Origin of the sequence: Nocardia donostiensis (genome assembly GCF_002081715.1) — a bacterium.
Taxonomy (GTDB): Bacteria; Actinomycetota; Actinomycetes; order Mycobacteriales; family Mycobacteriaceae; genus Nocardia; species Nocardia donostiensis.
In genome coordinates this window covers 1-24,163 of the sequence record NZ_MUKP01000020.1, presented here as the reverse complement: position 1 = coordinate 24,163, position 24,163 = coordinate 1, and the positions used below count along the sequence as shown (strand labels likewise).

Sequence of the window (24,163 nt, the reverse complement as noted above, 5' to 3'; positions counted from 1 at the left end):
CGCCGCGGCGGCGCGCCCGATTCTGGTGGTCGATATTTCGTTCGGGAGGACATATGAATGCAGACAGCGTCGCCATCGAACCAGAGGTCCCCGCGCCGGACACTTTGCGCCGGGTCTGGGGACACTTCGCCACCGGCGTCGCGGTGATCACCGCCCACGACGGCATCCAGCCCCTCGGCTTCACCTGCCAATCGGTGGTGTCGGTGTCCTTGGATCCGCCGTACCTGTCGTTCTGTCCTGCCAAAACGTCCACCAGCTGGCCGCGGCTGCGGGAAGTCGGACAGCTGTGTGTGAACATCCTCGCCCACGATCAGCGCGATATCTGCGCGAAATTCGCCGTATCCGGCGGTGACAAGTTCGCCGGGATCACATGGACGCCCGCGGGTAACGGCGCCCCCGCGCTCACCGGAGCACTGGCCCGGTTGGAGGCGACGCTGGAACTGGAGCACGACGCGGGCGACCATACGATCGCCCTGGCCCGGATCACCGCCTCAGCAGCCGACGACAACGGCCGCCCCTTGCTGTTCTACAAAAGCAGCTTCGGCGAACTCGCGAACTAGAAACGACAACGGGTGGTCGCCGCGACGAGACGATGTTCCCGTCGCGACGGCCACCTGTTCGGCGTCGCTCAGCCCTCGATGACGTCGAATCCCCGATAACCATCCGCGGCGACATCGGCGATGATCTGCCCGTACACCCCGAAACCGCCGACGAACGGCATGAACACCCGCGGCTTACCGGGCACGTTCGCCCCCAGGTACCAGGAGTTGGCGTCCATCATCAAGGTCCCGGCCGCGCGTTCGGCGCATTCGGCCACCCACTCCGCAACTGCCTCCGGGCGGGCCTCCAACGCCAGCGCGCCGCGGGCGTCGAGGTAGTCGATAGCGGCGGCCACCCAGTCCACGTGCAGTTCCGAATGCAGCACCATATTGGCCAGCACCGATGGGCTGCCCGGACCGGTCAGGTTGAACAGGTTCGGGAAACCCGCGACGCCGAGCCCGAGGTAGGTTTTCGGACCCTCGGCCCACGCCTGTTTCAACGTCTGCCCGTTTCGGCCCACAATGTTCAGCTTGTCCAGCGAGCCGGTCATCGCATCGAATCCGGTGGCCAGAACGAGCGCATCGAGTTCGTAGTGCGTATCCCCCGTGCGCACACCCGCGGGATCGATCCGGGTGATCGGTGTCGCGCGCAGGTCGACCAAGCGCACATTGTCGCGGTTGAAAGTCTGGAAGTAGTTGTCGTCGGTGCAGATCCGCTTGGCCCCGATCGGATGATCGACGGGGATGAGCACTTCGGCGACCGCGGGATCGTCGATCACCGCCCGCACCTTCTCCTCCCAGAACTGGCGGGCGGTGTCGTTGGCCTCGCGGGTGAGCAGCTGGTCCGGGAAGGTTTTGCTGAACAGCACCCCACCGAGCTGCCAGCGTTCCTCATAGGCCGCCCGCCGCTCCGCCTCCGAGACCGCCAGCGCCGACTCCGGATGCGGCTGATGCGGCGAACCACCGCCACTGGCCATCGACAACCGCCTGCGTTCGGCGTAGTCGCGTTTCTGCGCCTGCCGGGACGCGTCGTCGAGGGGTTTGTTACCCGCCGGGACACTGTAGTTGGGGGTGCGCTGAAATACGTACAGCTGCTCGGCCTGTTCCGCGATATGCGGAATCGCCTGGATACCGGACGATCCGGTACCGATCACGCCGACACGGGCACCGGTGAAATCGACACCCTCATGCGGCCAGGTGGAGGTGTGGTACAGCTGCCCGGCGAACGATTCGAGTCCGTCGATGGCGGGCACGTGCGCGTTCGACAGCGGCCCCACCGCGAGGACGCAGAACCGGGCTGACACCATATCGCCTGCGTCGGTATGGATCTGCCACCGCGTCGTGTCCTCGTCCAGCACCACATCGGTCACCCGGGTTCCGAAAACGATGCCGCGACGCAGATCGAACCGGTCGGCGACATGCTCGAGGTAGGCGAGGATCTCCGGGCCGGTGGCGTATTTCTCGCTCCAATCCCATTCCTGCTGAAGCTCGGGATCGAAGGAATACGAGTAGTCGACGCTTTCGACGTCGCAGCGCGCCCCCGGATAACGGTTCCAGTACCAGACCCCGCCCACTCCGTCCGCGGCCTCGAACACCTGCACCGACAATCCCTCGCTGCGCAGCTTGTGCAGTGCGTAGAGGCCGGCGATCCCGGCCCCGACGACCACGACATCGACACTGCTCCGGATAGTCGCCCTCCGCGACGACGGCTTCGCGCTCACAGTATTTGCCTTTCGATCGAGACCAGTTCCGCCTCGCGACGCTAGAAGCCGCACAACCACTGCGACCAGCCGTTCTCCCGCTGACCGGCATATCCGGCCGGACGTTCGGCGAGCATCGGGCCCGCGCGAGCACCGGCCCTCCCGCTGGGCGGGAAAGAGCTGTTTCACGCGCCCGCGCCTGTGGTTCGGTTCACACACCAGCCCGAGCCAGGAGAAAGCGTCGATGCCTGCAGCAGAACAGATCCGAGCAGCCGTGCTCCGTTACCTCGATACCGTCGCCACCGGAACATCGGCCGATATCGCGGCGCTCTACGCCGAGGACGCCACCCTCGAGGATCCGGTCGGCACCCCGCCGCATGCGGGCCGGGCGGCGATCGAGGAGTTCTATCGCCCGCTGGACGCGGTGCGCACCACCACCGAGCTGCTCACCGTCCGCATCGCGGGCAACAGCGCCGCATTCGGATTCCGCGTTGTCACCGAAACCGGCGAGCAGACCGTCACCGTCTCCCCCATCGACGTCATGACCTTCGACGAGCAGGCACAGATCACCAGTATGCGTGCGTTCTGGTCGCCGGACGATATCGAACCCCGCTGAAATCTGCCACGGAAAAAGACGCGATGGCTTTCGGCTACGCGGGTGCGCGCCACGCCGCCGGAGCCTGTTGACGACAGGAGCAGCAATGCAGGAAATACAGTGCGCTACGTGCGGGAACCGAGTGCTGGCGGAAAAGTTCAGCCCGAGCCACACCAGTGTGCAGTGGCTCGACGACGCCGAGACCGCATGCGCGGAGTTCGCCCGTCGCGCGGCCGACGGCGAACACAGCAACTGGATCCCGACCTGCACCGCCCTGCGTGACTCGATCACGCGGGCGGTGGACAGCGGTGCCCTGCGCACCGACGGTCTCCGGCACGAACCGGTTCCCGGGCGGCTCGGTTGAGCAGCCCGCACAACGAGAGGAAGTCATGAACCGACTGGACGATCACCGCACCCTCGTCACCGGTGCCGCCTCGGGCATCGGCCGGGCCACGGTATTGCGGCTGCTGGCCGAGGGGGCCACCGTCGTCGGCGCCGATATCGCTGCCGACGGGCTGGCGCAGGTGCGTGAGCAGGCCGGCGAACGCGGCCTCGCCGAGCGCCTGACCACGCTGGAGATCAACATCGGGGACGAGGACTCGGTGGCCGCGGGTGTCGAGTCCGCTGTCACGAGCCTCGGCGGTCTGGACTCGCTGGTCAATGCCGCCGGCATCCTGCGCGCGTCGCATACCGACCAGACGAGCCTCGCACAGTGGAACCAGATCATCGGTGTGAACCTCACCGGCACTTTTCTGATGGTGCGCGCGGCACTGCCCGCGCTGCTGGCCAACCACCGCTCGACGATCGTGAACTTCAGTTCCACCTCGGCTGCGTTCGCGCACCCGTACATGGCGGCCTACGCTGCCAGCAAGGGCGGAATCCAGTCCTTCACCCACGCGCTCGCGCTCGAGTTCGCCGGCAAGGGATTACGTGCGGTGTGCGTGGCGCCGGGCAGCATCAAATCCGGGATCACCGACGCCACAGGGGGTTACGTGCCCGCCGACGCCGACTGGTCGCTGTTCGCGAAACTGTCGCCCATCCTGCCGACCGAACTCGAATCGGGCGGCGCGGGGATGGGTGACCCCACAGCGGTCGCCGGCGTGATCGCGATGCTGGTCTCCGAAGACGGGGCATTCATCACCGGCACCGAAATCCGGATCGACGGCGGCACCCACGCCTGATAGGTACGGCCGGGCGAAGTCCTTCCGCAGTCCACGCACAGCCGCGCCCCGGATGTCCACTGACCGGAACGAGGACTGGGAGCGGCTCGGTGGCGGTGGCAGCGTGAGAAGCGGCCGCGATAGGTGCAGAGAAAGGTTGGCCGATGACATCCGAGACATCCGAATTGAGCTATGAGGACACGTTGCGGGAGATCCGCACCGACGCCGGGACGCTTCGCTATCACGAGGCAGGCGATGGTCCCCCGTTGCTCCTGCTGCACGGCTCAGGTCCGGGTGTCACCGGCTGGCGTAACTTCCGCGGCAACCTTCCGGTGTTCGCCGCGGATTTCCGCTGCCTGATCCTGGAATTCCCCGGTTTCGGGGTCAGCGACGACTTCGGCGGCCACCCTATGGTCACTGCCGCCGACGCGGTGGTCCGGTTCGTCGATGCGCTCGGTCTCGACCGGGTCGATATCGTCGGCAACTCGATGGGCGGCGGTGTCGCGCTCGGGTACGCGAGCAGTCACCCGCAGCGGGTGCGCAGGGTGGTCACCATCGGCGGGGTGGGCAGGAACCTGTTCAGCCCCGGCCCAGGTGAAGGCATCCGGCTGTTGCAGGAGTTCACCGAGAACCCCAGCCGGGAGCGTCTCATCCAGTGGCTGTACTCCATGGTGTACGACCCTGCGCTGATCACCGAGGAGCTGATCGAGGAGCGCTGGACCCAGGCCACCGATCCCGACACGCTGGCCAGTGCGCGGCGCATGTACGGCAAAGCGGCCTTCGCGCAGATGATGCAGGCGATGCAGTCCTCCGACACCCCGCCCCCGTGGGCGATGCTGCACAGAGTCACCGCACCGACCCTACTCACTTGGGGCCGCGACGACCGGGTCAGCCCGCTGGACATGGCTCTGATCCCGATGCGCACGCTCCCCCGCGGGGAACTGCATGTGTTCCCCAACTGCGGGCACTGGGCGATGATCGAACAGAAGACGGCCTTCGAGTCCGCGGTCCGCGCGTTCCTCACTCGGCCCGACTGATTCCACCTGCATCCCCGGGCCGTCCGTTACCGGCTTGTCTCGGGTCGTGCGGGGGTGGTCGCCCGCACGACCCGAGAGACGACCTCGTGCTCGTCCAGCGCGGCGGCCGAAACCTTGGTATCCAGGACGATATCGCTGCTCTGAAGGTCATCGACGCCGATCCGAGGGCGTGGTGCAGCCGGTAATGGGCGGCGAATGCGCGTCGGCCGGCACCGATCGCGGGCTATGCCGAGGTGAACGCCGAGATGAACTCCAGCTTCCCGAAGCACGCCTACCGGCAGGATGAGCGCCACGACGTCAGCGGGGCGGAAATCCTGCTCGCCGCCGAGGCGCAACCTCGTCGGCGGGCAGGAAGACCAGTCGATCGATTCCGCGGTGAAGCCGGTGGTGCGCTAACGCTGGGTGCTGCCCGCGTCCACCGGGAGGGCTACCGCCGTGATGTAGCGCGCTTCGTCCGAGGCGAGGAACAGCGTGGCGTTGGCCACGTCCACCGGCTCGACCCAGGGAATCGGCAGCATGTTCATCGTGGTGGCCGCCTCGGCGAATTCCGCCTGGGTCGGGTTCTCCCGATCCGGGCGGAACGACCGGCGGACCATATCGTTCTGGATCATCGGGGTGTCCACGTTGGTCGGATGCACCGAGTTGACCCGAACATTGTGCGGTGCCAGTTCCTTCGCCAGCGATCGCATCAATCCGACCACACCGTGTTTGGCGGCGGTGTAGTGCGCGACACCGACCAGTCCGCGCAGTCCTGCGATCGAACTGGTCAGGATCATTGCGCCGGCGCCGCGGGCGATGAGGTGCGGCGCGGCCGCCCGGCAGGTGAGCCAGACACCGGTGAGGTTCACATCCAGCATCGTCTGCCATGCCTGCTCGTCCAGCTCCAGCGCCGGTCCGGCGGAGGTGATTCCCGCGGTGGCGCAGACGATATCGAGCCCGCCCAGCTCGTCGACGGCGGCGTCGGTGACCGTCTGCAATGCCGCCCCGTCGCGCACGTCGGCGATAGCGGTGATGACGCGTGCGCCCGTCGCCTCGACCGCCCGCTTGGTTTCCTCGAGATCCTCCGGCTGGGCCGGTGGGATGACGACCGTATCGACCGGGCCGCAGATGTCCACCGCGACGATACCGGCGCCTTCGGCGGCCAAACGTACCGCCTGCGCCCGTCCTATCCCCCGGGCCGCGCCGGTGACCAGCGCGATCTTGCCTTGTACCCGTCCCATCATCACACTTTCTGAGTCAGTCCCGCGTCGACGACGAGTTCGATCCCGGTGACGTACCGGGATTCGTCGCAGGCGAGAAACAGCACGGCATTGCTGATATCCACCGGCTCCACCCAGGGAACCGGCAGGAGATTCCGGGCCGCCAGCGCCTCGGCAGCATCCTCCTGGCTCGGCGTGTCCAGGTCCGGCCGGAGCTTGGCGTACACGGTGTCGTTCAGGATCATCGGTGTCCCCACCGAGCCGGGATGTACCGTGTTCACCCGGATTCCGCGAGGCCCGAGCTCATTGGCCAACGTGCGGGCCAGGCCGACGACCGCGTGTTTGCTCGCGGCGTAATGCGCGGCCGATACCCCGCCCTTGACCCCGTTGGTGGAGCCGATGATCACGATCGAACCGCCCGCGGTCAGGTAACCGGCGGCGGCGCGGACGGTGTTCCACACACCGGTGAGATTGACATCGATAGCGCGCTGCCAGGCCGTCTCCGGCAGTTCCCATCCGGGCGCGAGATCGGCGTAGATCCCGGCGTTGGCGACGACCACGTCGAGGCGGCCGAGCTGGGCGGTGCCTGCGGCCACAGCATCGGCGAGCGAGCGCGCCACGCGGACATCCGCGTAACCGGTGACGCATCTGCGGCCGTGTGCCTCGACCAGCCGCGCGGTGGCGGCCAGTTCGTCGGCCTGTTCGTCCAGGTCGAGTGCGATGATGTCGGCGCCCGCCGCGGCAAGTCGCTCACAATGGCTGCGGCCCATGCCCTGGGCTGCTCCGGTGACCAGCGCCACCTTGTCCTGCATACGGTTCACGGGCGCCCCCTCGAATTACTGTGCGTCATGAGCTGCAACGCTAGGTTCGGCGAATGATCGGACACGGCGCGTCGTCCCAGTGAGCGGGCGAGCAGACCGCGGCCTCCCGGTCACCGGGATCGCCCGCGATCTGTGCGGCGGGGATCGGCAACTATGGCGGCTGCCATCCCCGGCTTCGCGACCACAGGAGGACGACCGTGACCATGGCGAGTGCTGATGCGCGACGCAGCTCGCGTTCGCTGCTGCTGCGGGTTTCCGAGGTGATCGAGGAGACCGCCGAGGCCAGGTCGCTGGTGTTCGACGTGCCCGCGGATGCGGCCGACCGGTTCAGCTACCGGCCCGGCCAGTTCCTCACGCTGCGCGTGCCCAGCGAGCAGACCGGTTCGGTGGCGCGCTGCTACTCGCTGGCGAGTTCCCCGGTGGCCGGGCACCGGCCCAAGGTGACGGTCAAACGCACTCGCGACGGGTACGCGTCGAACTGGTTGTGCGACAACATCGCCGTCGGCGACGCCATCGAGGTGCTGCCGCCTGCGGGGACGTTCACCCCGACCTCGCTCGACCACGATTTCCTGCTGTGGGCCGCGGGCAGCGGGATTACGCCGGTGATGTCGATCCTGGAATCGGCGCTGGCCGCGGGCAGCGGGCAGGTGACGCTGTGTTACGCCAACCGGGACGAAAGCGCGGTGATCTTCGCCGACCGGCTGCGGGAGCTCGCCGCACGATACCCCGCGCGGCTGACGATCGTGCACTGGCTGGAATCGCTGCAGGGCCTGCCGACCGCAGCGCAGCTGGCCGTATTCGCGGCTCCGTTCACCGGCTACGAGTCGTTCCTGTGCGGTCCGGCCCCGTTCATGGATGCGGTGCGCGCGGCACTGACCGAGGTCGGGGTGCCCCGCGAGCGGATACACGCCGAAGTGTTCAGTTCGCTGTCCGGCGACCCGTTCCAGGAACCCGAAGCTGATCTCGCCGGTCTCGCCGATACCGACTCCGATCCGGCCGACGCCGCCGACGTCGCAGTAGAACTCGACGGCGCCGTCCACCAGCTGCGCTGGCCGCGCGACCGCACCCTGGTCGATGTCATGCTGGCCCGTGGTCTCGACGTTCCGTATTCCTGCCGGGAGGGCGAATGCGGCTCATGTGCCTGCACGGTACTGCGCGGCGAGGTAGCCATGGATAACGCCGGGATCCTCGATCCCGAGGACATCGACGCGGGCTACATCCTCGGCTGCCAGGCCCGCCCGCTCACCGACGAACTAGAGATCAGGTTCTGACGCCCAGGGCGATGCTCCGGCCGGCGCGCCAGGGAACGGCGCTTCGATCGAGGCCGAAATTTTCGGGCGGCCGGTAAGCAGGGTGAGTCGGCCGTGTCCAGGCCCTGGTTTGCTCGCCGGCGTCAGCGGTCCACCGTGACACCGTCGAGCAGGTAACGAAGGCCGGTGTCGAAGCTGCGTTTCCAGTCCGTGTCGGTGTCCGATCTGTGCGCCACGAGGGCTGGATAGGTCTCGCGATTGGCGTGGATGTAGGCGGTAGCTCCCTGGCGCGTAGCGGGTTCCTGTTCCTGCCAGGAGATCTGCATGAGCACGGAGCCGATCACGTAATTCGACAGTGCGTAGACGGCGTCCTGCAACCGCGGCGATGTCAGGCCTGCCCCGGCCAGCAGTGCGTACAGACGTTCTTCGCGTGCCAGCATGTGCGGGCCGAGCTGCGGGCGGCCCAGCAAACGCGCCGACCATGGATGCCGCACCAGGGCCTCCCGCCATGCACACATCAGCCCGGCGACCTCTTCCCGCCAATCCTCGGCCGGTTCGGGCACCTGGATCTCGGCATAGACGGCGTCGAGCGCCAGGTCGAGCACGTCGTCTTTGGTTCGGACATGCCCGTACAGGGTCGTCAGCCCTGACCCGACCCGTTCGGCGAGCCGCCGCATGGTGAGGCGGTCGGCTCCTTCCTCATCGAGCAGTTCCAGAGCGGTGTGCACGATGCGGTCGCGGCTCAGCGGCTCCCGTCGTGCGGGCTCTGGGCGCAGCCACACTTGTCCGGGCATTCGCGCCCGGCCCTGTCCGGCGGACAGTCCGTGATCGTCGGTTGTCATACCGGCGAGTGTAGTACGTTGTTCTCCTATCCGAACATTGTTCGGTTAGTACGAACAATGTTACGCACGGCTATTCCGTAGGAGGATCCATGAGCCACCAGGACTCCCGCGCCCCGGCCCAGGGCATATACCCCGCATCTGACGACGTGACGGCAGGATGGGGGACGCTCGCCGTGGTCGGGCTGGTGCAACTGATGGTCGTACTCGATGCGACGATCGTGAATATCGCCCTACCGTCGGCCCAGGCCGACCTCGGGCTGTCCGACGGCGACCGCCACTGGGTCATCACCGCCTACATCCTGTTCTTCGGCGGCCTGCTGCTGCTCGGCGGCCGGATCGCTGACCGCTTCGGCACGCGGCGCGTGCTCTTCCTCGGGCTCGCCGGTTTCGCGGTCGCATCCGTACTCGGCGGTGCCGCACCCGGTGGCGGAGCGCTGTTCGCGGCCCGAGCCCTGCAGGGGGCTTTCGCCGCGCTCCTCGCACCCGCGGCGCTGTCACTGTTGAGTACGACCTATACCGAGCCACGTCAGCGCGGCATCGCCTTCGGCGCCTACGGGGCCTTGTCCAGCGGTGGTGCGGCGGTGGGTTTGCTGGCCGGGGGCATGCTGACCGAGTTCCTCGACTGGCGCTGGTGCCTGTACGTGAACGTCCCGATCGCGGTGCTCGCGCTGACCGGCGGCGCCGCAGCCATCCCGCGGACCCGCCCGGGCGCCGATATCGGGCTCGACATTCCCGGTGCGGTACTGAGCTGCGCAGGTCTCGCCGCGATCGTGCTCGGCTTCGCGCAGGCGGAGTCCCGCGGATGGGGCGATCAGCTGGTCATCGCCCTGCTCGTGGCCGGTGCGGCATTGCTGGTCGCGCTCGCACGGGTGGAGTCAACGGTGCGCTGCCCGCTACTGCCACCGCGAATCCTGCTCCACCGCGCCCGGGGTGGCGCCTTCCTGGCGGTTGCGCTTTCGCAGGTCGCGTTGTTCGGGTTCTTCCTCTTCATCACCTACTACATGCAAGCGATTCTCGGGTACTCCCCTGTGCTCGCCGGGCTCGCCTTCCTGCCGCTCACCGTCGCCACGGCGATCGGTGCGAGCGTGGTCGGCGCCCGCCTGCTGCCACTTTCCGGACCGCGGCCACTCATCGTGGCAGGTCTGCTCCTCGCCGCGGCGGGTATGGCAGCACTGACCCAGCTTCAGCCGGACACCCAGAACGTCTACCTGGTATTTCTGCTTCCCGCCCAGCTCGCGATCGGATCGGGGCTCGGCCTGGTCATGATGCCCGCCATGAGTACGGCCACAGCCGACATCGACGCCCCGGAGGCAGGCGTCGCCTCCGCCGCGGTGAACGCCGCGCAGCAGATCGGCGGCGCACTCGGCACGGCACTCCTCAACACCATCGCGGCAAGCGTCACGGTAGCGGCACTGGCATCCAATACGGCCACCGATCAGGTATCCGCGCAAGTCCAGGGCTACACCACAGGGATTGCCTTCGGCGCCGCAGTCCTCGCGGCGACGGCTGTACTGTGCTATCTGATCCTCCCCACCGCGACCACGGCACCGAGGAAGTGACACAACGGGCACATACAGGCCGAGCCGTGTTCGGTCATCGGCACCGATCAAGAACACAAGAGACACCGTGGCGCCGCGTTGGTCTTCTCCAGTTCGGAGTCCACCCCCGGTGTATCGACAGAACCGCTGCTGGCCATGCGCTACGCCGACGCAGTGATCATCACAGTCGAGAGCTCGTCCCCTCCCTGAACGAGCCGAGTGCGATGCGCCGGAAACTCAGGTAGGGGCAGGACTCACACAGAGGCGTTGGTCGACATCGAGCGGCCGGATCATGGTATTCGCGGCGATGATCGTTCGGGCGTACCCCTCTGATCGGAGCAACCCCGGCACCAAAGGCTGTTTGACTTCCTCCGCACCGTGAACGGTGGGGATTCCTACGCAGCTTCACCGATGGCGAGGTCTGTTCGACTGCCCCCGCGGCCACCTCGGGCCGCGACCCTGGCCTGGGTGGGAACCCAGCCCCTGGCCTGCATGCTGACGAATCCGGCGCAGTGCGCCGAGTACGGTCCCTGCTGCGATGAGTGAGCTGGTCGGCGACCGCGGAATTCCGCGGTCGCCGAACTGGCCCGAGCAGTCGTTCGGGACATGGACGAGATCGGCGCTGCACCTCGGCGGCGGCGCTGTTCACCACCCGCCGATGCGACCGCACCCGCTCGAGCGGAGAGGTGGGCATGCCATTGACAGCCGGTGATGGCGTACGGCAATGTTCGAGAGCCGGACCGCGTGGTGATAAGGGCCAATTTGCTTGCCTCCGTGAGGTTCCGGCGTCACGGGTTGGTGCCTGAAGGAGGCCAATGTCGGACGACTCGGCGTCTGTCGATCAGCTGCGGGGGTCTGATCCTCACCCGCATCGGTCCGGCGGCGAGCCCCACGGTGGCGACCCGGTGGCCATCGTCGGTATGGCGTGCCGGTTCCCCGGCGGTGTCTGCACTCCCGACGAACTCTGGGAGCTGGCGCTGGGTGAACAGGACGCAATCAGCCCGTTCCCGTCCGATCGGGGCTGGGATACGGCGGCACTGTTCGACCCTGACCCCGCAGCGGCTGGCAGAAGCTACGTCCGCGTCGGCGGTTTTCTGGACGACGCAGGCGGGTTCGACGCCGACTTCTTCCATATCAGTCCCCGCGAAGCAGCCGCGATGGATCCGCAGCAGCGGCTGCTTTTGGAAACCGCGTGGGAAGCGCTGGAACACGCTGGGCTCCCGCCGGATTCGTTGGCCGGTAGCGATACCGGGGTTTTCGTCGGCATCGGTCCCAGCGGTTACGCGGGCCGGTCCGGTGGCACGGGGGCTGATGCCGCGGAGGGGTACCGGCTGACCGCGCTGTCGCCGAGCGTGGCGTCCGGCCGCATCGCCCACGTGCTCGGTCTGCACGGGCCAGCCGTCTCGGTGGACACCGCGAGTTCGTCGTCGCTGGTCGCCCTGCATCAGGCCGTACAGTCGATTTGCGCGGGCGAATGCGGTCTCGCCCTGGTGGGCGGCGTCGCGGTGCTGGCGACGCCGGAACCGTTCGTCGAGCATTCCCGACTACGCGGCCTGGCGCCGGACGGGCGCTGTAAACCGTTCGCCGACGCCGCCGACGGCACCGCCTGGGGTGAGGGCGTGGGGCTGCTGGTACTGGAACGGCTGTCGCAGGCACGCCGCCGCGGGCACCAGGTGCTGGCGCTGATACGCGGGTCGGCCATCGCTTCCGACGGTGCCACCGATGGTCTCACCACGCCCAGCGGCGCCGCCCAGCAACGAGTTATCCGCACCGCATTGACGAACGCGGGTGTGCGAGCCGCCGATATCGATTTCGTCGAGGCGCACGGCACCGGAACGGTCGTCGGTGACCCGGTCGAGGCGCATGCGCTGCTGGCCACCTACGGCCGCAACCGGCCGCCGCAGCAGCCGCTGTGGCTGGGATCGATCAAATCCGTCATCGGTCACACGCAGGCCGCCGCCGGTATCGCCGGGGTCATCAAAACGGTGCAAGCACTGCGCCACGGGGTGCTGCCTCCGACCTTGCACATCGACCGGCCCTCGACCCGGGTGGACTGGTCCGGCGGCGCCGTACAGCCGCTGACCCGGCGCCGCGCATGGCGCACGGACGGGCGACCGCGCCGGGCAGGGGTGTCCTCGTTCGGGATATCGGGGACCAATGCGCACGTCATCCTCGAACAGGCTCTCCAGACGGAACCGGCGCAGGCTGCCGCTACCGGGCCTGCGCTGCCGTGGGTGCTGTCGGCGCGCAGCCACGAGGCCCTCGCCGAGCAGGCCCGGCGGCTCGCTCACCACCTCGACGGGCACACCGGGTTCGGTGCCGCGCAGGTCGGCTGGTCACTGCTCACCAGCCGCGCGCTGCTCGAGCACCGGGCGGTGATCGTCGGCGATGACGCAGGGAACTTGCGGGCGGGCCTCGACGCCGTGGCCTGCGGCGCACCGCGGGCCGAGGTGGTGTCCGGGGTGGCTGCACCGGTGGGCGGGACGGTGTTCGTGTTCCCCGGCCAGGGCGCGCAATGGCTGGGGATGGGACGTGAACTGCTCGACAGCGCACCGGTGTTCGCGCGCCGCATCGAGGAATGCGACGCGGCGTTCGCGCCGCTGGTGGAGTGGTCGCTGGTCGATGTGCTGCGCGGCGGCGGGCCGCGATGGGCTGAGCTGGAGCGCGTCGACGTGGTGCAGCCTGCGCTGTTCGCGGTGATGGTGGCGTTGGCCGAACTGTGGGCGTCGCTGGGAGTGCGGCCGGACGCGGTGGTCGGTCACTCCCAGGGTGAGGTCGCGGCGGCCTGTGTGGCCGGGGCATTGTCGCTGGCGGACGCGGCCGCGGTCGTGGTCGCCCGCAGCCGGCTCGTCCGGCAGGAACTGTCCGGCCGCGGTGGTATGGTCTCGGTCGCCTTGCCGCCCGAGGCAGTCGGTGATCGGCTGCGCGCGTGGGGCGAGGCGCTGAACGTGGCGGCGGTGAACGGCCCCGAGGCGGTGGTCGTCAGCGGAGACAACGCCGCCCTGCACGGTTTCCTCGAGGCCTGCGCACGCGACGGGGTCCGGGCCACGCGGATAGCGGTCGACTATGCCTCGCACTGCGCCCGGGTCGACCCGTTGCGTGATCGGCTGCTGCGCGCCCTGGCTGCCGTTACACCGCGCTCGAGCCGGATCGCCTTCTACTCGACGGTCAGCGGAACTGTCTTGGACACCGCCGAACTCGACGCCGGCTACTGGTTTCGCAACCTACGCGAGCCGGTACAGTTCGCGCAGGCGACCATAGCTCTGCTGCGCGACGGTCATACGGTGTTCGTCGAGTCCAGCCCGCACCCGGTGCTGACGCCTGCCGTCGCGGCGAGCGCCGAGACCTGCGCGGCCGATACGGAGAACCACGCCACGGTCACGGTGACCGGTACCCTGCGCCGCGACGACGGGGGGTTCGACCGGCTGCTCATATCGGCGGCGCAACTGTTCGTGACGGGAGTGCCGGTGCACTGGCATCGGCTGTTCGACGTCGACGCGCCGACGCCACCGGTTCCGCTGCCCACCTATGCCTTCCAGCACCGCCGGTACTGGCTCGGCGCCGCACCCACACCGCCGAGCACCGATACCGCTCCCGGCGCTGTCGCGCGGCAAACCGTACCAACCCCATCGACAACGCTCGCGGCGCGACTGGGCGGACTGACACAGCGTGAGCAGGCCCGGATCCTGCTGGATTTCGTGCGGGCGCGTGCCGCGCTGGTACTCGGGCACGACGACACCACCGCCATCGAACCTGACCGTACCTTCACCGACCTCGGCGTCGATTCCCTCACCGCCGTCGAAACCCGGACCCGGCTCGCGCACGACACCGGCCTGACGCTGCCCACGACCGTACTGTACGAGCACCCCACCCCGCGCGCTCTCGCCCGCCTATTGCAGCGGATGCTCGACAAAGCGTCGACCGCCGAAGCGGTGCAGCAGAAAACCGGAGCAGTCGGACCGACAGCCGAAACAGCCGGACCAACAGCTGAATCGTTCCCGCACTCAACCGGAACGGTTCGATCGACACCTGAAACGGTCCAGCAGACAGCCGAAACAGCACCCGAGACAGTGGGAGCAGCAGCCGGAACAGTGGGATCGGCTGCCGGGACCGAGCCGACCGACGCCACGGAACCGATCGCGATCATCGGTATCGGCTGCCGCTACCCGGGCGGGGCCGACGATGCCGATGGGCTGTGGGATCTGGTCAGCTCCGGTCGTGACGCCATCAGCGAATTCCCCACCGACCGCGGGTGGGATCTAGCTGCCCTGTTCGACCAACAGCCGGACACTATCGGAATCAGCGCGACCCGACGGGGCGGCTTTCTCGGCAGCGCAGGCGATTTCGATGCCGAGTTCTTCGGGATCGGTCCACGCGAGGCGCTGGCCATGGACCCGCAGCAGCGGCTCGTCCTCGAAACTGCCTGGGAAGCACTGGAACACGCCGGTATCGATCCGGTATCGCTCTGTGACAGCGACACCGGGATCTTCCTCGGGGTGATGGAGCAGGGCTACGGGTCGGGGGTGAACGCGGCCGGCCTGACGGGCTATCGGTTGACCGGCGCGGCTGCCAGCGTGGTCTCTGGCCGGCTGGCCTACGTCCTCGGCACCCAGGGACAGGCTGTCTCGGTGGACACCGCGTGCTCGTCGTCGCTGGTGGCTCTGCACCAGGCGGTGCGGGCGTTGCGGGCAGGCGAATGCGCGATGGCGCTGGCCGGTGGGGTGACGGTGATGGCTACACCCGGCCTGTTCGTCGAATTCTCCCGGCACGGTGGGGTGGCCGCGGACGGCCGGTGCAAATCGTTCGCCGCGTCCGCCGACGGCACCGGATGGTCCGAAGGCGCCGGAATGCTGGTGTTGCAGCGGCTTTCCGACGCGCAGCGGGCCGGTCACCAGATACTGGCCGTCGTGCGCGGGTCCGCGGTCACCGCCGACGGCGCGAGCAACGGTCTCACCGCACCGAACGGTGGCGCCCAGCAGCGCGTCATCCGCCGCGCACTCGCCGATGCGGGACTGGACGCAGGCGACGTGGACGCAGTCGAAGCCCACGGCACGGGCACGGTATTGGGCGATCCCATCGAGGCCGATGCTCTCGTCGCCACCTACGGGCAGGGCCGCCCGGCGAACCGGCCGCTGTGGTTGGGGTCGATCAAATCCAATATCGGCCACAGTCAGGCGGCCGCCGGCGTCGCCGGTGTCATCAAGATGGTGCAGGCGCTGCGGCACGGTGTCCTGCCGCGCACCCTGCACGTGACCGAACCCTCGCCGCATGTGAACTGGTCGGATGGGGCCATAGCACTATTGATCGAACAACGTCGGTGGCCCGATACCGGACGGCCGCGGCGGGCCGGGGTGTCCTCGTTCGGTATCAGCGGCACCAACGCGCATCTGATTCTGGAGGAAGCGCCCGCGGTGCGGGGTGAGCTTTCGGCCGCGCCTGCCGCCTCTAGCCCGGTGGCGTGGGTGTTGTCGGCACGTAGTCGGGACGCTTTGCTCGCCCAGGCCGATCGCCTGGCCCTGGCGGTGCGAGATCGGCGACCGGACCCGATCGATGTGGGATGGTCGTTGGCGCTGCGAACTCGGTTCGAGCACCGGCTCGTGGTGCTCGGCGCCGAGGACGAGCAGATATCAGCGCGGCTGACCGCCTTCGCCGAACACGGCAGCATCGGGCCGGGGATGGTGTCGGGCAAAGCCGGGCCGGTGGGCGGGACGGTATTCGTGTTCCCGGGCCAGGGCGCGCAGTGGGTGGGGATGGGACGCGCACTGCTCGAGATCGCGCCGGTGTTCGCCGCGGCGATCGATGAATGCGCGGACGCGTTCAGCCCCGCGGTGGGCTGGTCGCTGCATGAGATCCTCCACGCCGAAGAGGACGACGCCACCGTATCGGCCTTGCTCGAGCGGGTCGATGTCGTGCAGCCGGTGCTGTTTGCCGTCATGGTCGGGCTGGCGCGGTGGTGGCAGTCGATCGGGGTGGAACCCGACGCGGTGATCGGGCACTCCCAGGGCGAGATAGCCGCCGCCCACATAGCCGGGGTGCTGTCGTTGGCCGATGCTGCCCACCTCGTCGTCGCCCGCAGCCGTTTGATCGCCGAGCAGCTGGCCGGTTCGGGTGCGATGGCGTCGGTGGCGCTGTCCCCGGCGGATGCGGCGGCACGATTGGCCGCATATGGGGACGCCGCGAGCATTGCCGCGATCAACGGCCCGGCGGCCGTAGCGATCTCCGGTGATCCCGCCGCGGTGGACGCATTCACCCGTGACTGCGCAAACGACGGCGTGCAGACCGGCCGGATCGCAGTGGACTACGCCTCCCACTCCCACCACGTCGACGCGCTGCGTGACTCCGTTTTGCGAGAATTGGCGGGAATCACCCCGCAGACGGACACGATCCCGTTCTACTCGACGGTGACCGGGGCCGTCGCAGACACGGTAGGCCTGGGTGCCGGCTACTGGTACGACAACCTGCGTCGCACCGTGCGGTTCACCGACGCCGTCGCCGCCGCATACACCGACGGCTACACCGCGTTCCTCGAGATCAGCCCGCATACCCTGCTCACACCGGGCATCGAGGAAACTCTCGAGGCCTGCGACACCGCGGCGGCCGTCTCCGGCCGCACCGCGCCGCGAGTGGTGGTGGGATCGCTGCGGCGCGGCGACCGCGGTCTGGACCGGCTGCTGGAATCGGCGGCGCACCTGCACGTCGCCGGCGCCGAGGTCGATTGGCGCCGTCTGTTCGACGGCGGCCGGGTACGCCGGATACCGCTACCCACCTATCCTTTCCAGCGCCGCCGCTATTGGCTGGCGCCGGCCGACGACGCTGTCGCCGGACAGCAGGCACCCCAGGCCGCTGAAGCACCCGTGCGGGAGCAGGCCGATCCGCTCCGGCGCCTCGACGACACCGAACGAGCGCGGGTCCTGCTGGCGTTGGTCCGCGAACAGGCGGCGCTCGTCCTCGGCCATTCCGGGCCCGACGCCATCGATATCGACCGCACCTTCAAGGACATGGGCTTCGACTCGCTCGCCGCAGTCGACGCCAGGAAACGGCTGGCCAACGCCACCGGTCTGTCACTGCCGACCACCATCCTCTACGACCACCCCACCCCTGCGGCGCTGGCGGCGGATCTGCGGCGGCGATTGACCGACGCCCCCGACGAATCCGTATCCCTGTCCGCGGTATCGCCGGCGCGGACGGAACCGATCGCGATCGTCGGCATCGGCTGCCGGTTCCCTGGCGGGGCGTCTACCCCCGAAGGTCTGTGGCAGTTACTGGTCGAGGAACGTGAAGCGTTCTCGCCCTTCCCAGACGATCGAGGCTGGGACCTGGCGAACCTGTTCGACGACGACCCCGACGCGGTGGGCCGAACCTACGTCCGCGAAGGCGGGTTCCTCGACGACGCCGCCGACTTCGATGCCGAGTTCTTCGGTATCAGCCCGCGGGAAGCGGTCGCGATGGACCCACAGCAGCGGTTGCTGCTGGAAACCGCCTGGGAGGCACTGGAACACGCGGGCATCGACCCGGAATCCCTGCGCGGCAGCGATACCGGCGTATTCGCTGGGGTGACCACCCAGTCCTACGGTATCGGCCCTGGCGATACCGGCGCGGCCGCCGCGGGTGTCGAGGGGTACCGGATGACCGGCACCCTGCCCAGCGTTGTCTCCGGCCGGGTTGCCTATGAGCTGGGCCTGCGCGGGCCCGCGATCTCGGTGGACACCGCCTGCTCGTCGTCGCTGACCGCGCTGCATCAGGCGGTGCAGGCGGTGCGCGCGGGCGAATGCGCGATGGCGCTGGCCGGTGGCGTGATGGTGATGGCGACACCGTTCAATTTCGTGGAGTTCTCCCGGCAGGGCGGAATGGCCAGGGACGGGCGCTGCAAACCGTTCGCCGACGCCGCCGACGGTATCGGCTGGGGTGAGGGCGCGGGCGTGCTGGTGATCGAGCCGCTGTCACGGGCCCGCGAACTGGGGCACGAGGTATTGGCGCTCATCCGGGGCACAGCGGTCAATCAGGACGGCGCCAGCAACGGGCTCAGCGCACCGAATGGCCTGTCGCAGCAGCGGGTGATCCGGCAGGCACTCGCCGATGCCGGCCTCACCGCGGATGAGGTGGATGCCGTCGAAGCACACGGCACCGGAACGACACTGGGTGATCCGATCGAGGCGCACGCGTTGCTGGCCACCTACGGACAGAACCGGCCCGCGGACCGGCCACTGTGGCTGGGATCGATCAAATCGAACCTCGGGCATACCGCGACAGCTGCCGGTGTCGCGGGGGTCATCAAGATGGTGCAGGCGTTGCGGCACGATGTCCTGCCCCGCACCTTGCACGTCGATGCGCCGTCGCGGCATATCGACTGGTCTTCGGGAGCGTTGCGGCTGCTCACCGAACGACGGCCCTGGCCCGAACAGGGGCGTCCGCGCCGGGCCGGAGTGTCCTCCTTCGGGATCAGCGGCACCAATGCCCATATCGTTCTCGAGCAGGCACCGCGCCCAGCTGTCTCCGCCCCGACAGGTGTGGACGGCCGGGGCACCGGGATCGCGGCGGCGGTGCCGTGGGTGGTGTCGGGCCGGACGCGTGAGGCGCTGTCAGCGCAGGCGCGGCGGCTGCGGGAACACCTGGCGGCGCATCAGGAAGCCGAGGCGGCCGACGTCGGCTGGTCCCTGGTATCGGGACGGTCGCAGCTGCCGCACCGGGCCGTCGTGGTCGGCGCCGACCGTGCCGAGTTGCTAGCCGGGATACATGCCCTCGCTGACGGCGCGCTCGACGATCGAGTGGTGTCCGGGGTGGCCCGCGGCCCGGCGAAGACGGTGTTCGTCTTCCCGGGTCAGGGCACGCAATGGGTGGGAATGGGGCGGGAACTGCTGGACACGGCGCCTGTTTTCGCCGCGACGATCAGCGACTGTGCGGACGCCCTCGCACCATGGGTTGCTTGGTCGCCGCGCGATGTGCTCACCGCGCCGCCGCAACAGTGCGCAGCGCTGCTGGAGCGGATCGATGTGTTGCAGCCGGTGCTGTTCTCGGTGATGGTCGCCTTGGCCCGGGTGTGGCAGGCAGCGGGTGTGCATCCGCATGCGGTGGTGGGTCATTCACAAGGTGAGATCGCGGCCGCGCATATCGCCGGCGCTGTATCACTCGGCGATGCGATGCGTCTGGTGGTGACCCGGTCCCGGATCTTCGCCGAGGAATTGGCCGGCACGGGTGCGATCGCGTCGATAGCGTTGTCGCGCGAGAAGGTCGAGCAATATCTGCACACGCACGACTACGCCGGTCTTTCGGTGGCGGGTGTGAACGGCCCGGCCGCGGTATCGGTCGCCGGACCTGCCGGTGCGCTCGACCGACTGGTGGAGGTGTTGCGGGCGGACGGCGCGCGGGTACGGGTGGTGCCGGCCACGGTACCGTCGCATACCCCGGCGGTGGACCGGTTACGGGACCGGTTGCTGCGTGAGTTGTCGTTCGTCTCACCACGCGACAGCGACATTCCGCTGTATTCCACGGTCACCGGTGCTGTGGTCGCCGGCACCGAGCTGACCGCGCAATACTGGTTCGACAACTGCCGCTACCCGGTGTTGTTCGAACCGGTCGTCCGCACCATGCGCGCGGACGGTTTCTCGGTTTTCGTCGAGGCCAGCCCGCACCCGATCCTGGCCATGCACATCGAACACATCCTGGATGCGCCCACTCCCCCGGCCGGCGCACCAGGCACTACGGCTGGTAATCCATCGGGTGCGTCCGAGCCGTTGAATCCGGCCGCCCGCGTCATGCCCCCGACAGGCACGACCGGCGCACCTGCACCAGGTGCGTCGATGGGAACACCTGCACTGCCGATGGTGGCGGCCGCACCGCCGGTCGTGGTGGGCACGCTCCGCCGGGACCGCGGCGGCCTGGACCAGATATTGCTGTCGGCGGCGCGACTGTTCGTGTCCGGCACTCCCGTGCGGTGGGCGGAGATGTTCACCGGCGATCGACGGCGGATCGACTTGCCCACCTATGCTTTTCAGCGCCAGCGCTACTGGCTCGCCCCGGTGCCTGCGGGTGGGGATGTGGCCGCTACCGGGCAGATACCCATTGATCACCCGCTGCTCGCCGCGGCTGTGCCCGCACCGGACGGGGGCGGTCTCACCGTCACCACCCGGCTGTCGCTGCGCACCCATCCGTGGCTGGCCGACCACGCTCTCGCCGGGGTGGTGTTGTTCCCCGGTACCGGTCTGCTGGAGTTGGCGGCGCGGGCGGGTGCGGAAACCGATACTCCCACCGTCACCGAGCTGACGCTCCTCGAACCCCTGGTCGTTCCCGATACGCCCGCAGGTGTGGCCGTTCAGCTCCGCATCGGTGATGCCGACGCCGACGGGAGCAGGCCGGTCACCATCCACAGCCGCGCTACCGCGACCGGCGCCTGGACCCGCCACGCCGAAGGCATCCTGTCCGCGCACACCCCTGCCTGCGCGGCGGATACTGCGGCCGTGCTCGCGGTGTGGCCGCCGGCGGGGGCGGTAGCTGTCGATGTCGACGACCTCTATGACCGCCTTCTCGACTCGGGATATGAGTACGGGCCGCTGTTCCACGGGTTACGCGCGGTATGGCGGCGCGGTGACGAACTGTACGCCGAGGCCGCGCTGCCGGAGCCCGCGAGCGATGCGGGCCGCTACGGTATCCACCCGGCGTTGCTGGACGCGCTGTTGCACGCCGTGGCCGCCTCCTCGAAATTCACTGCATTCACTGAATTCACCGCAGGCCCTGTCCTGCCTTTCGCATGGCGCGCGGTGGTGAGATATACGGGCGGCGTGTCGGTATTGCGGGCCCGGATCGTCGCTTCCGGTGCCGACATCTTCGGCCTGCACGCCTGCGACGAGGCCGGTCGGCCGGTGCTGTCGGTCGGCTCGCTCACCATGCGCCCGGCTCGCGCGGACCGCTTCGCCCCTGCCTCGGCTGCGCTGCACATCGTGGGCTGGACACCGGTGTCGGTGTCCGCGCCGCGGCCCGTGTCGTTCGTGCCGTGGGGCGCCGTCTCCAGTGGGGACGCGCCCGTCGGCGCTGAGATGGTGGTGTTCGATCTGGGCAGCATCCAGCGATCCGGTGCGGTCATCGCCGATACACATCGGGTGACCGTTCGGATGCTGGCGGTCCTACAGCAGTTCCTCGGCGACAACCGCTATGCGGTGTGCCGTTTGGTGGTGGTCACCTCGGGCGCCGTGGCAACGGAGGACACGGTGGTCACCGACCCGGCCGCGGCTGCGGTGTGGGGGCTGGTGCGTTCGGCGCAGACCGAGAACCCCGACCGCATCGTCGTGGTCGACACCGATTCTCCCGGTTCGGATCCGGCGCAGTGGATGCCGTTCGTCGCCGCCTGCGCCGAACCGCAGATCGTGTACCGCTCGGGTGCTTTGTCCGTCGCGCGGATGACCCCGGTCTCCGATACCGCGCTGACCGTGCCCACCGCGGCGGCGTGGCGGCTGGCGGCGGTTCGGAAGGGCACCCCGGATGGTCTCGCGCTCGTCGACTGTTCCGATAGCGGCGCGGAGAGCGCGCCTGTGGCGGCGGGCGAGGTCCGGGTCGCGGTGCGGGCGGCCGGGCTGAACTTCCGCGATGTGCTCGTCTGCCTGAATATGCGTCCCGGCGACGACGTGATCGGCAGTGAGATGGCGGGCGTCGTCGTCGAGACGGGACCGGACGCGGGTGCATTCGCGCCAGGAGATCGGGTGATGGGGCTGATCACCGAGGGGATCGGCCCGGAGGCGGTGGTCGATCACCGCCTGCTGGTGCGGATTCCGCTCGGCTGGTCGTTCGCCGAGGCCGCGACGATACCGGCGGCGTTTTCCACGGCGTTCTACGCGTTGCGGGATCTGGCCGAGGTGCAGCGCGGGGATCGGGTACTCGTCCACGCCGCCACCGGCGGTGTCGGGATGGCCGCGGTGCAACTCGCCCGCTCCTGGGGTGCGGAGGTGTTCGCCACCGCAAGCCGCGGCAAATGGGATGCGCTGCGGCGGATGGGATTCGACGACGACCATATCGGCGATTCCCGCAGTCTGGACTTCGAACAGCAATTCCTGACCGCTACCGACGGTGTGGGGGTGGATGTCGTCCTCGACTGTCTGGCCGGTGATTTCGTTGATGCGTCGCTGCGATTGCTGCCGCGCGGCGGACGGTTCATCGAGATGGGCAAAACCGATATCCGAGACCCCGAGGAGATCGCCGCGACCTACCCGGGTGTCCGGTACCGGGCCTTCGACACCATGCAGGCCGGGCCGGACCGGCTCCAGCGGATTCTCGCCGAACTCGCGGCAGCATTCGAACGTGGCAGCCTGGCTCGGCTGCCGCTGCGCGCCTGGGATATCCGCTATGCGCAACAGGCGTTCCGCTATTTCGCCCGGACCCGCCACACCGGCAAACTCGTCCTCACCCTGCCCACCCGGCCCGACCCCGATCGCACGGTGCTCATCACCGGCGGCACCGGTGTGCTCGGCGCAGCACTGGCTCGGCACCTGGTCGCCGGCTACGGTGTTCGCTCCTTGCTCCTGGTGAGCCGCCAGGGCCCGGCGGCGCCCGGCGCGCACGAATTGGTCAGCGAGCTCAACGGTTTCGGGGCACGTGTTCTGGTGCGTACCTGCGACGTGACCGACCGCGGTGCCGTCGCCGAGTTGCTCGACTCACTACCCGGCGACGCCCCGCTCGGTGGCGTCGTACACGCGGCCGGGGTGCTCGACGACGGCGTCATCACCGCGCTGTCACCGGCCCGGCTCGACCGCGTGCTGGCCGCCAAGGTCGACGCCGCCTGGTATCTGCACGAGCTCACCGCGCATCTCGACCTCGACCTGTTCGTGCTGTACTCCTCGGCCGCCGGAGTGCTCGGGGCGCCCGGGCAGGGCAACTACGCGGCCGCGAACACCGCGCTGGACGCCCTGGCCGCCCAGCGCCGAGCCCACGGCCTGCCCGCGGTGTCCGTCGTCTGGGGTTACTGGGGATCGACCACCGGGATGACCGCCCACTTGGACGAGGCCGATACCGCGCGTATCACGCGCAGTGGGCTGGCATCGATGAGCGTCGAACAGGGGTTGTCCCTGTTCGATGCCGCCCTCGCCCAGCCGTATCCGGCGCCGATCGCCGCGCGGCTGGACCGGCCCGCGCTGGCCGCCCGAGCCCGCGCAGGCCAGCTGCCGCCGATCCTGCGCGGCCTGGTGGCCGAACGCCGGGCGGTGGCCGAGGGTGACGGCGGCGGTCTGCGCCGGCGGCTGGCCGGACTGCCGGAATCCGAACAGCACGACCTGCTGCTCGATCTGGTCCGCAGCCACACCGCCGCTGTCCTCGGCCACACCCACCCACACGCCATCGACCCCCACCGCACCTTCGCCGACCACGGCATCGACTCCCTCACCGCCGTCGAAACCCGCAACCGACTCACCACCACCACCGGCCTACCCCTCCCCACCACCCTCGTCTTCGACCACCCCACCCCCACCGACACCGCACACCACCTCCACACCCTGCTCACCG

General features: G+C 68.8%; 12 protein-coding genes. 8 read left to right on the top strand and 4 right to left on the bottom strand.

The window, feature by feature from the left end:
- The first annotated feature begins 53 nt into the window (after positions 1-53).
- Positions 54-560 (top strand): flavin reductase family protein, encoded by a 507-nt coding sequence (locus B0T44_RS14825; protein WP_077120295.1) that lies wholly within the window; start codon positions 54-56, stop codon positions 558-560.
- A 68-nt stretch (positions 561-628) separates the two neighbouring features.
- Here the strand turns inward: B0T44_RS14825 and B0T44_RS14820 are convergent, their stop codons facing one another.
- Positions 629-2,206 carry a flavin-containing monooxygenase gene (locus B0T44_RS14820; RefSeq protein ID WP_281254080.1) on the bottom strand — a complete coding sequence of 526 codons (1,578 nt, stop codon included), beginning with the start codon at positions 2,204-2,206 and terminating at the stop codon, positions 629-631.
- A 277-nt stretch (positions 2,207-2,483) separates the two neighbouring features.
- On the opposite strand from B0T44_RS14820, the gene B0T44_RS14815 reads away from it, so the two are divergent.
- From B0T44_RS14815 to B0T44_RS14800, 4 genes are all read left to right on the top strand, one after another.
- Positions 2,484-2,855, top strand: a complete 372-nt coding sequence (locus tag B0T44_RS14815; RefSeq protein WP_077120290.1) for a nuclear transport factor 2 family protein — start codon at positions 2,484-2,486, stop codon at positions 2,853-2,855.
- Positions 2,856-2,940: 85 nt separating this feature from the next.
- The gene (locus B0T44_RS14810) at positions 2,941-3,198 is read left to right on the top strand and encodes a hypothetical protein (protein ID WP_077120288.1); all 258 of its coding nucleotides are present in this window, start codon (positions 2,941-2,943) and stop codon (positions 3,196-3,198) included.
- 25 nt (positions 3,199-3,223) lie between these two features.
- Positions 3,224-4,015, top strand: a complete 792-nt coding sequence (locus tag B0T44_RS14805) for an SDR family NAD(P)-dependent oxidoreductase (RefSeq protein ID WP_077120286.1) — start codon at positions 3,224-3,226, stop codon at positions 4,013-4,015.
- A gap of 143 nt (positions 4,016-4,158) precedes the next feature.
- The gene (locus B0T44_RS14800) at positions 4,159-5,031 is read left to right on the top strand and encodes an alpha/beta fold hydrolase (protein WP_077120284.1); all 873 of its coding nucleotides are present in this window, start codon (positions 4,159-4,161) and stop codon (positions 5,029-5,031) included.
- Positions 5,032-5,423: 392 nt separating this feature from the next.
- Here B0T44_RS14800 and B0T44_RS14790 read toward each other — a convergent pair whose 3' ends face one another.
- Both B0T44_RS14790 and B0T44_RS14785 read right to left on the bottom strand, forming a co-directional pair.
- The gene (locus B0T44_RS14790) at positions 5,424-6,251 is read right to left on the bottom strand and encodes a mycofactocin-coupled SDR family oxidoreductase (RefSeq protein ID WP_077120411.1); all 828 of its coding nucleotides are present in this window, start codon (positions 6,249-6,251) and stop codon (positions 5,424-5,426) included.
- 2 nt (positions 6,252-6,253) lie between these two features.
- Positions 6,254-7,042, bottom strand: a complete 789-nt coding sequence (locus tag B0T44_RS14785; protein WP_175648114.1) for a mycofactocin-coupled SDR family oxidoreductase — start codon at positions 7,040-7,042, stop codon at positions 6,254-6,256.
- A 212-nt stretch (positions 7,043-7,254) separates the two neighbouring features.
- On the opposite strand from B0T44_RS14785, the gene B0T44_RS14780 reads away from it, so the two are divergent.
- A complete protein-coding gene (locus B0T44_RS14780) occupies positions 7,255-8,322 on the top strand; it encodes a ferredoxin--NADP reductase (RefSeq protein WP_077120278.1) in 1,068 nt (355 codons plus the stop codon).
- Between the two features lie 122 nt (positions 8,323-8,444).
- Here the strand turns inward: B0T44_RS14780 and B0T44_RS14775 are convergent, their stop codons facing one another.
- Positions 8,445-9,143: a TetR/AcrR family transcriptional regulator gene (locus tag B0T44_RS14775; RefSeq protein ID WP_077120276.1), complete on the bottom strand. Its 699-nt coding sequence runs from the start codon at positions 9,141-9,143 to the stop codon at positions 8,445-8,447.
- A gap of 89 nt (positions 9,144-9,232) precedes the next feature.
- On the opposite strand from B0T44_RS14775, the gene B0T44_RS14770 reads away from it, so the two are divergent.
- Positions 9,233-10,702, top strand: coding sequence for an MFS transporter (locus tag B0T44_RS14770; RefSeq protein WP_081512164.1), 1,470 nt, complete (start codon positions 9,233-9,235; stop codon positions 10,700-10,702).
- A gap of 794 nt (positions 10,703-11,496) precedes the next feature.
- Positions 11,497-24,163 (top strand): type I polyketide synthase (locus B0T44_RS28050; protein WP_081512162.1); only part of this gene is annotated, 12,667 nt, incomplete at its 3' end.

Excerpts from the sequence above, each read along its gene's own strand:
- B0T44_RS14825 (WP_077120295.1), top strand. The coding sequence starts at position 54 with ATGAATGCAGACAGCGTCGCCATCGAACCAGAGGTCCCCGCGCCGGAC.
- B0T44_RS14815 (WP_077120290.1), top strand. The coding sequence starts at position 2,484 with ATGCCTGCAGCAGAACAGATCCGAGCAGCCGTGCTCCGTTACCTCGAT.
- B0T44_RS14810 (WP_077120288.1), top strand. The coding sequence starts at position 2,941 with ATGCAGGAAATACAGTGCGCTACGTGCGGGAACCGAGTGCTGGCGGAA.
- B0T44_RS14805 (WP_077120286.1), top strand. The coding sequence starts at position 3,224 with ATGAACCGACTGGACGATCACCGCACCCTCGTCACCGGTGCCGCCTCG.
- B0T44_RS14800 (WP_077120284.1), top strand. The coding sequence starts at position 4,159 with ATGACATCCGAGACATCCGAATTGAGCTATGAGGACACGTTGCGGGAG.
- B0T44_RS14790 (WP_077120411.1), bottom strand. The coding sequence starts at position 6,251 with ATGGGACGGGTACAAGGCAAGATCGCGCTGGTCACCGGCGCGGCCCGG.
- B0T44_RS14785 (WP_175648114.1), bottom strand. The coding sequence starts at position 7,042 with ATGCAGGACAAGGTGGCGCTGGTCACCGGAGCAGCCCAGGGCATGGGC.
- B0T44_RS14780 (WP_077120278.1), top strand. The coding sequence starts at position 7,255 with ATGGCGAGTGCTGATGCGCGACGCAGCTCGCGTTCGCTGCTGCTGCGG.
- B0T44_RS14775 (WP_077120276.1), bottom strand. The coding sequence starts at position 9,143 with ATGACAACCGACGATCACGGACTGTCCGCCGGACAGGGCCGGGCGCGA.
- B0T44_RS14770 (WP_081512164.1), top strand. The coding sequence starts at position 9,233 with ATGAGCCACCAGGACTCCCGCGCCCCGGCCCAGGGCATATACCCCGCA.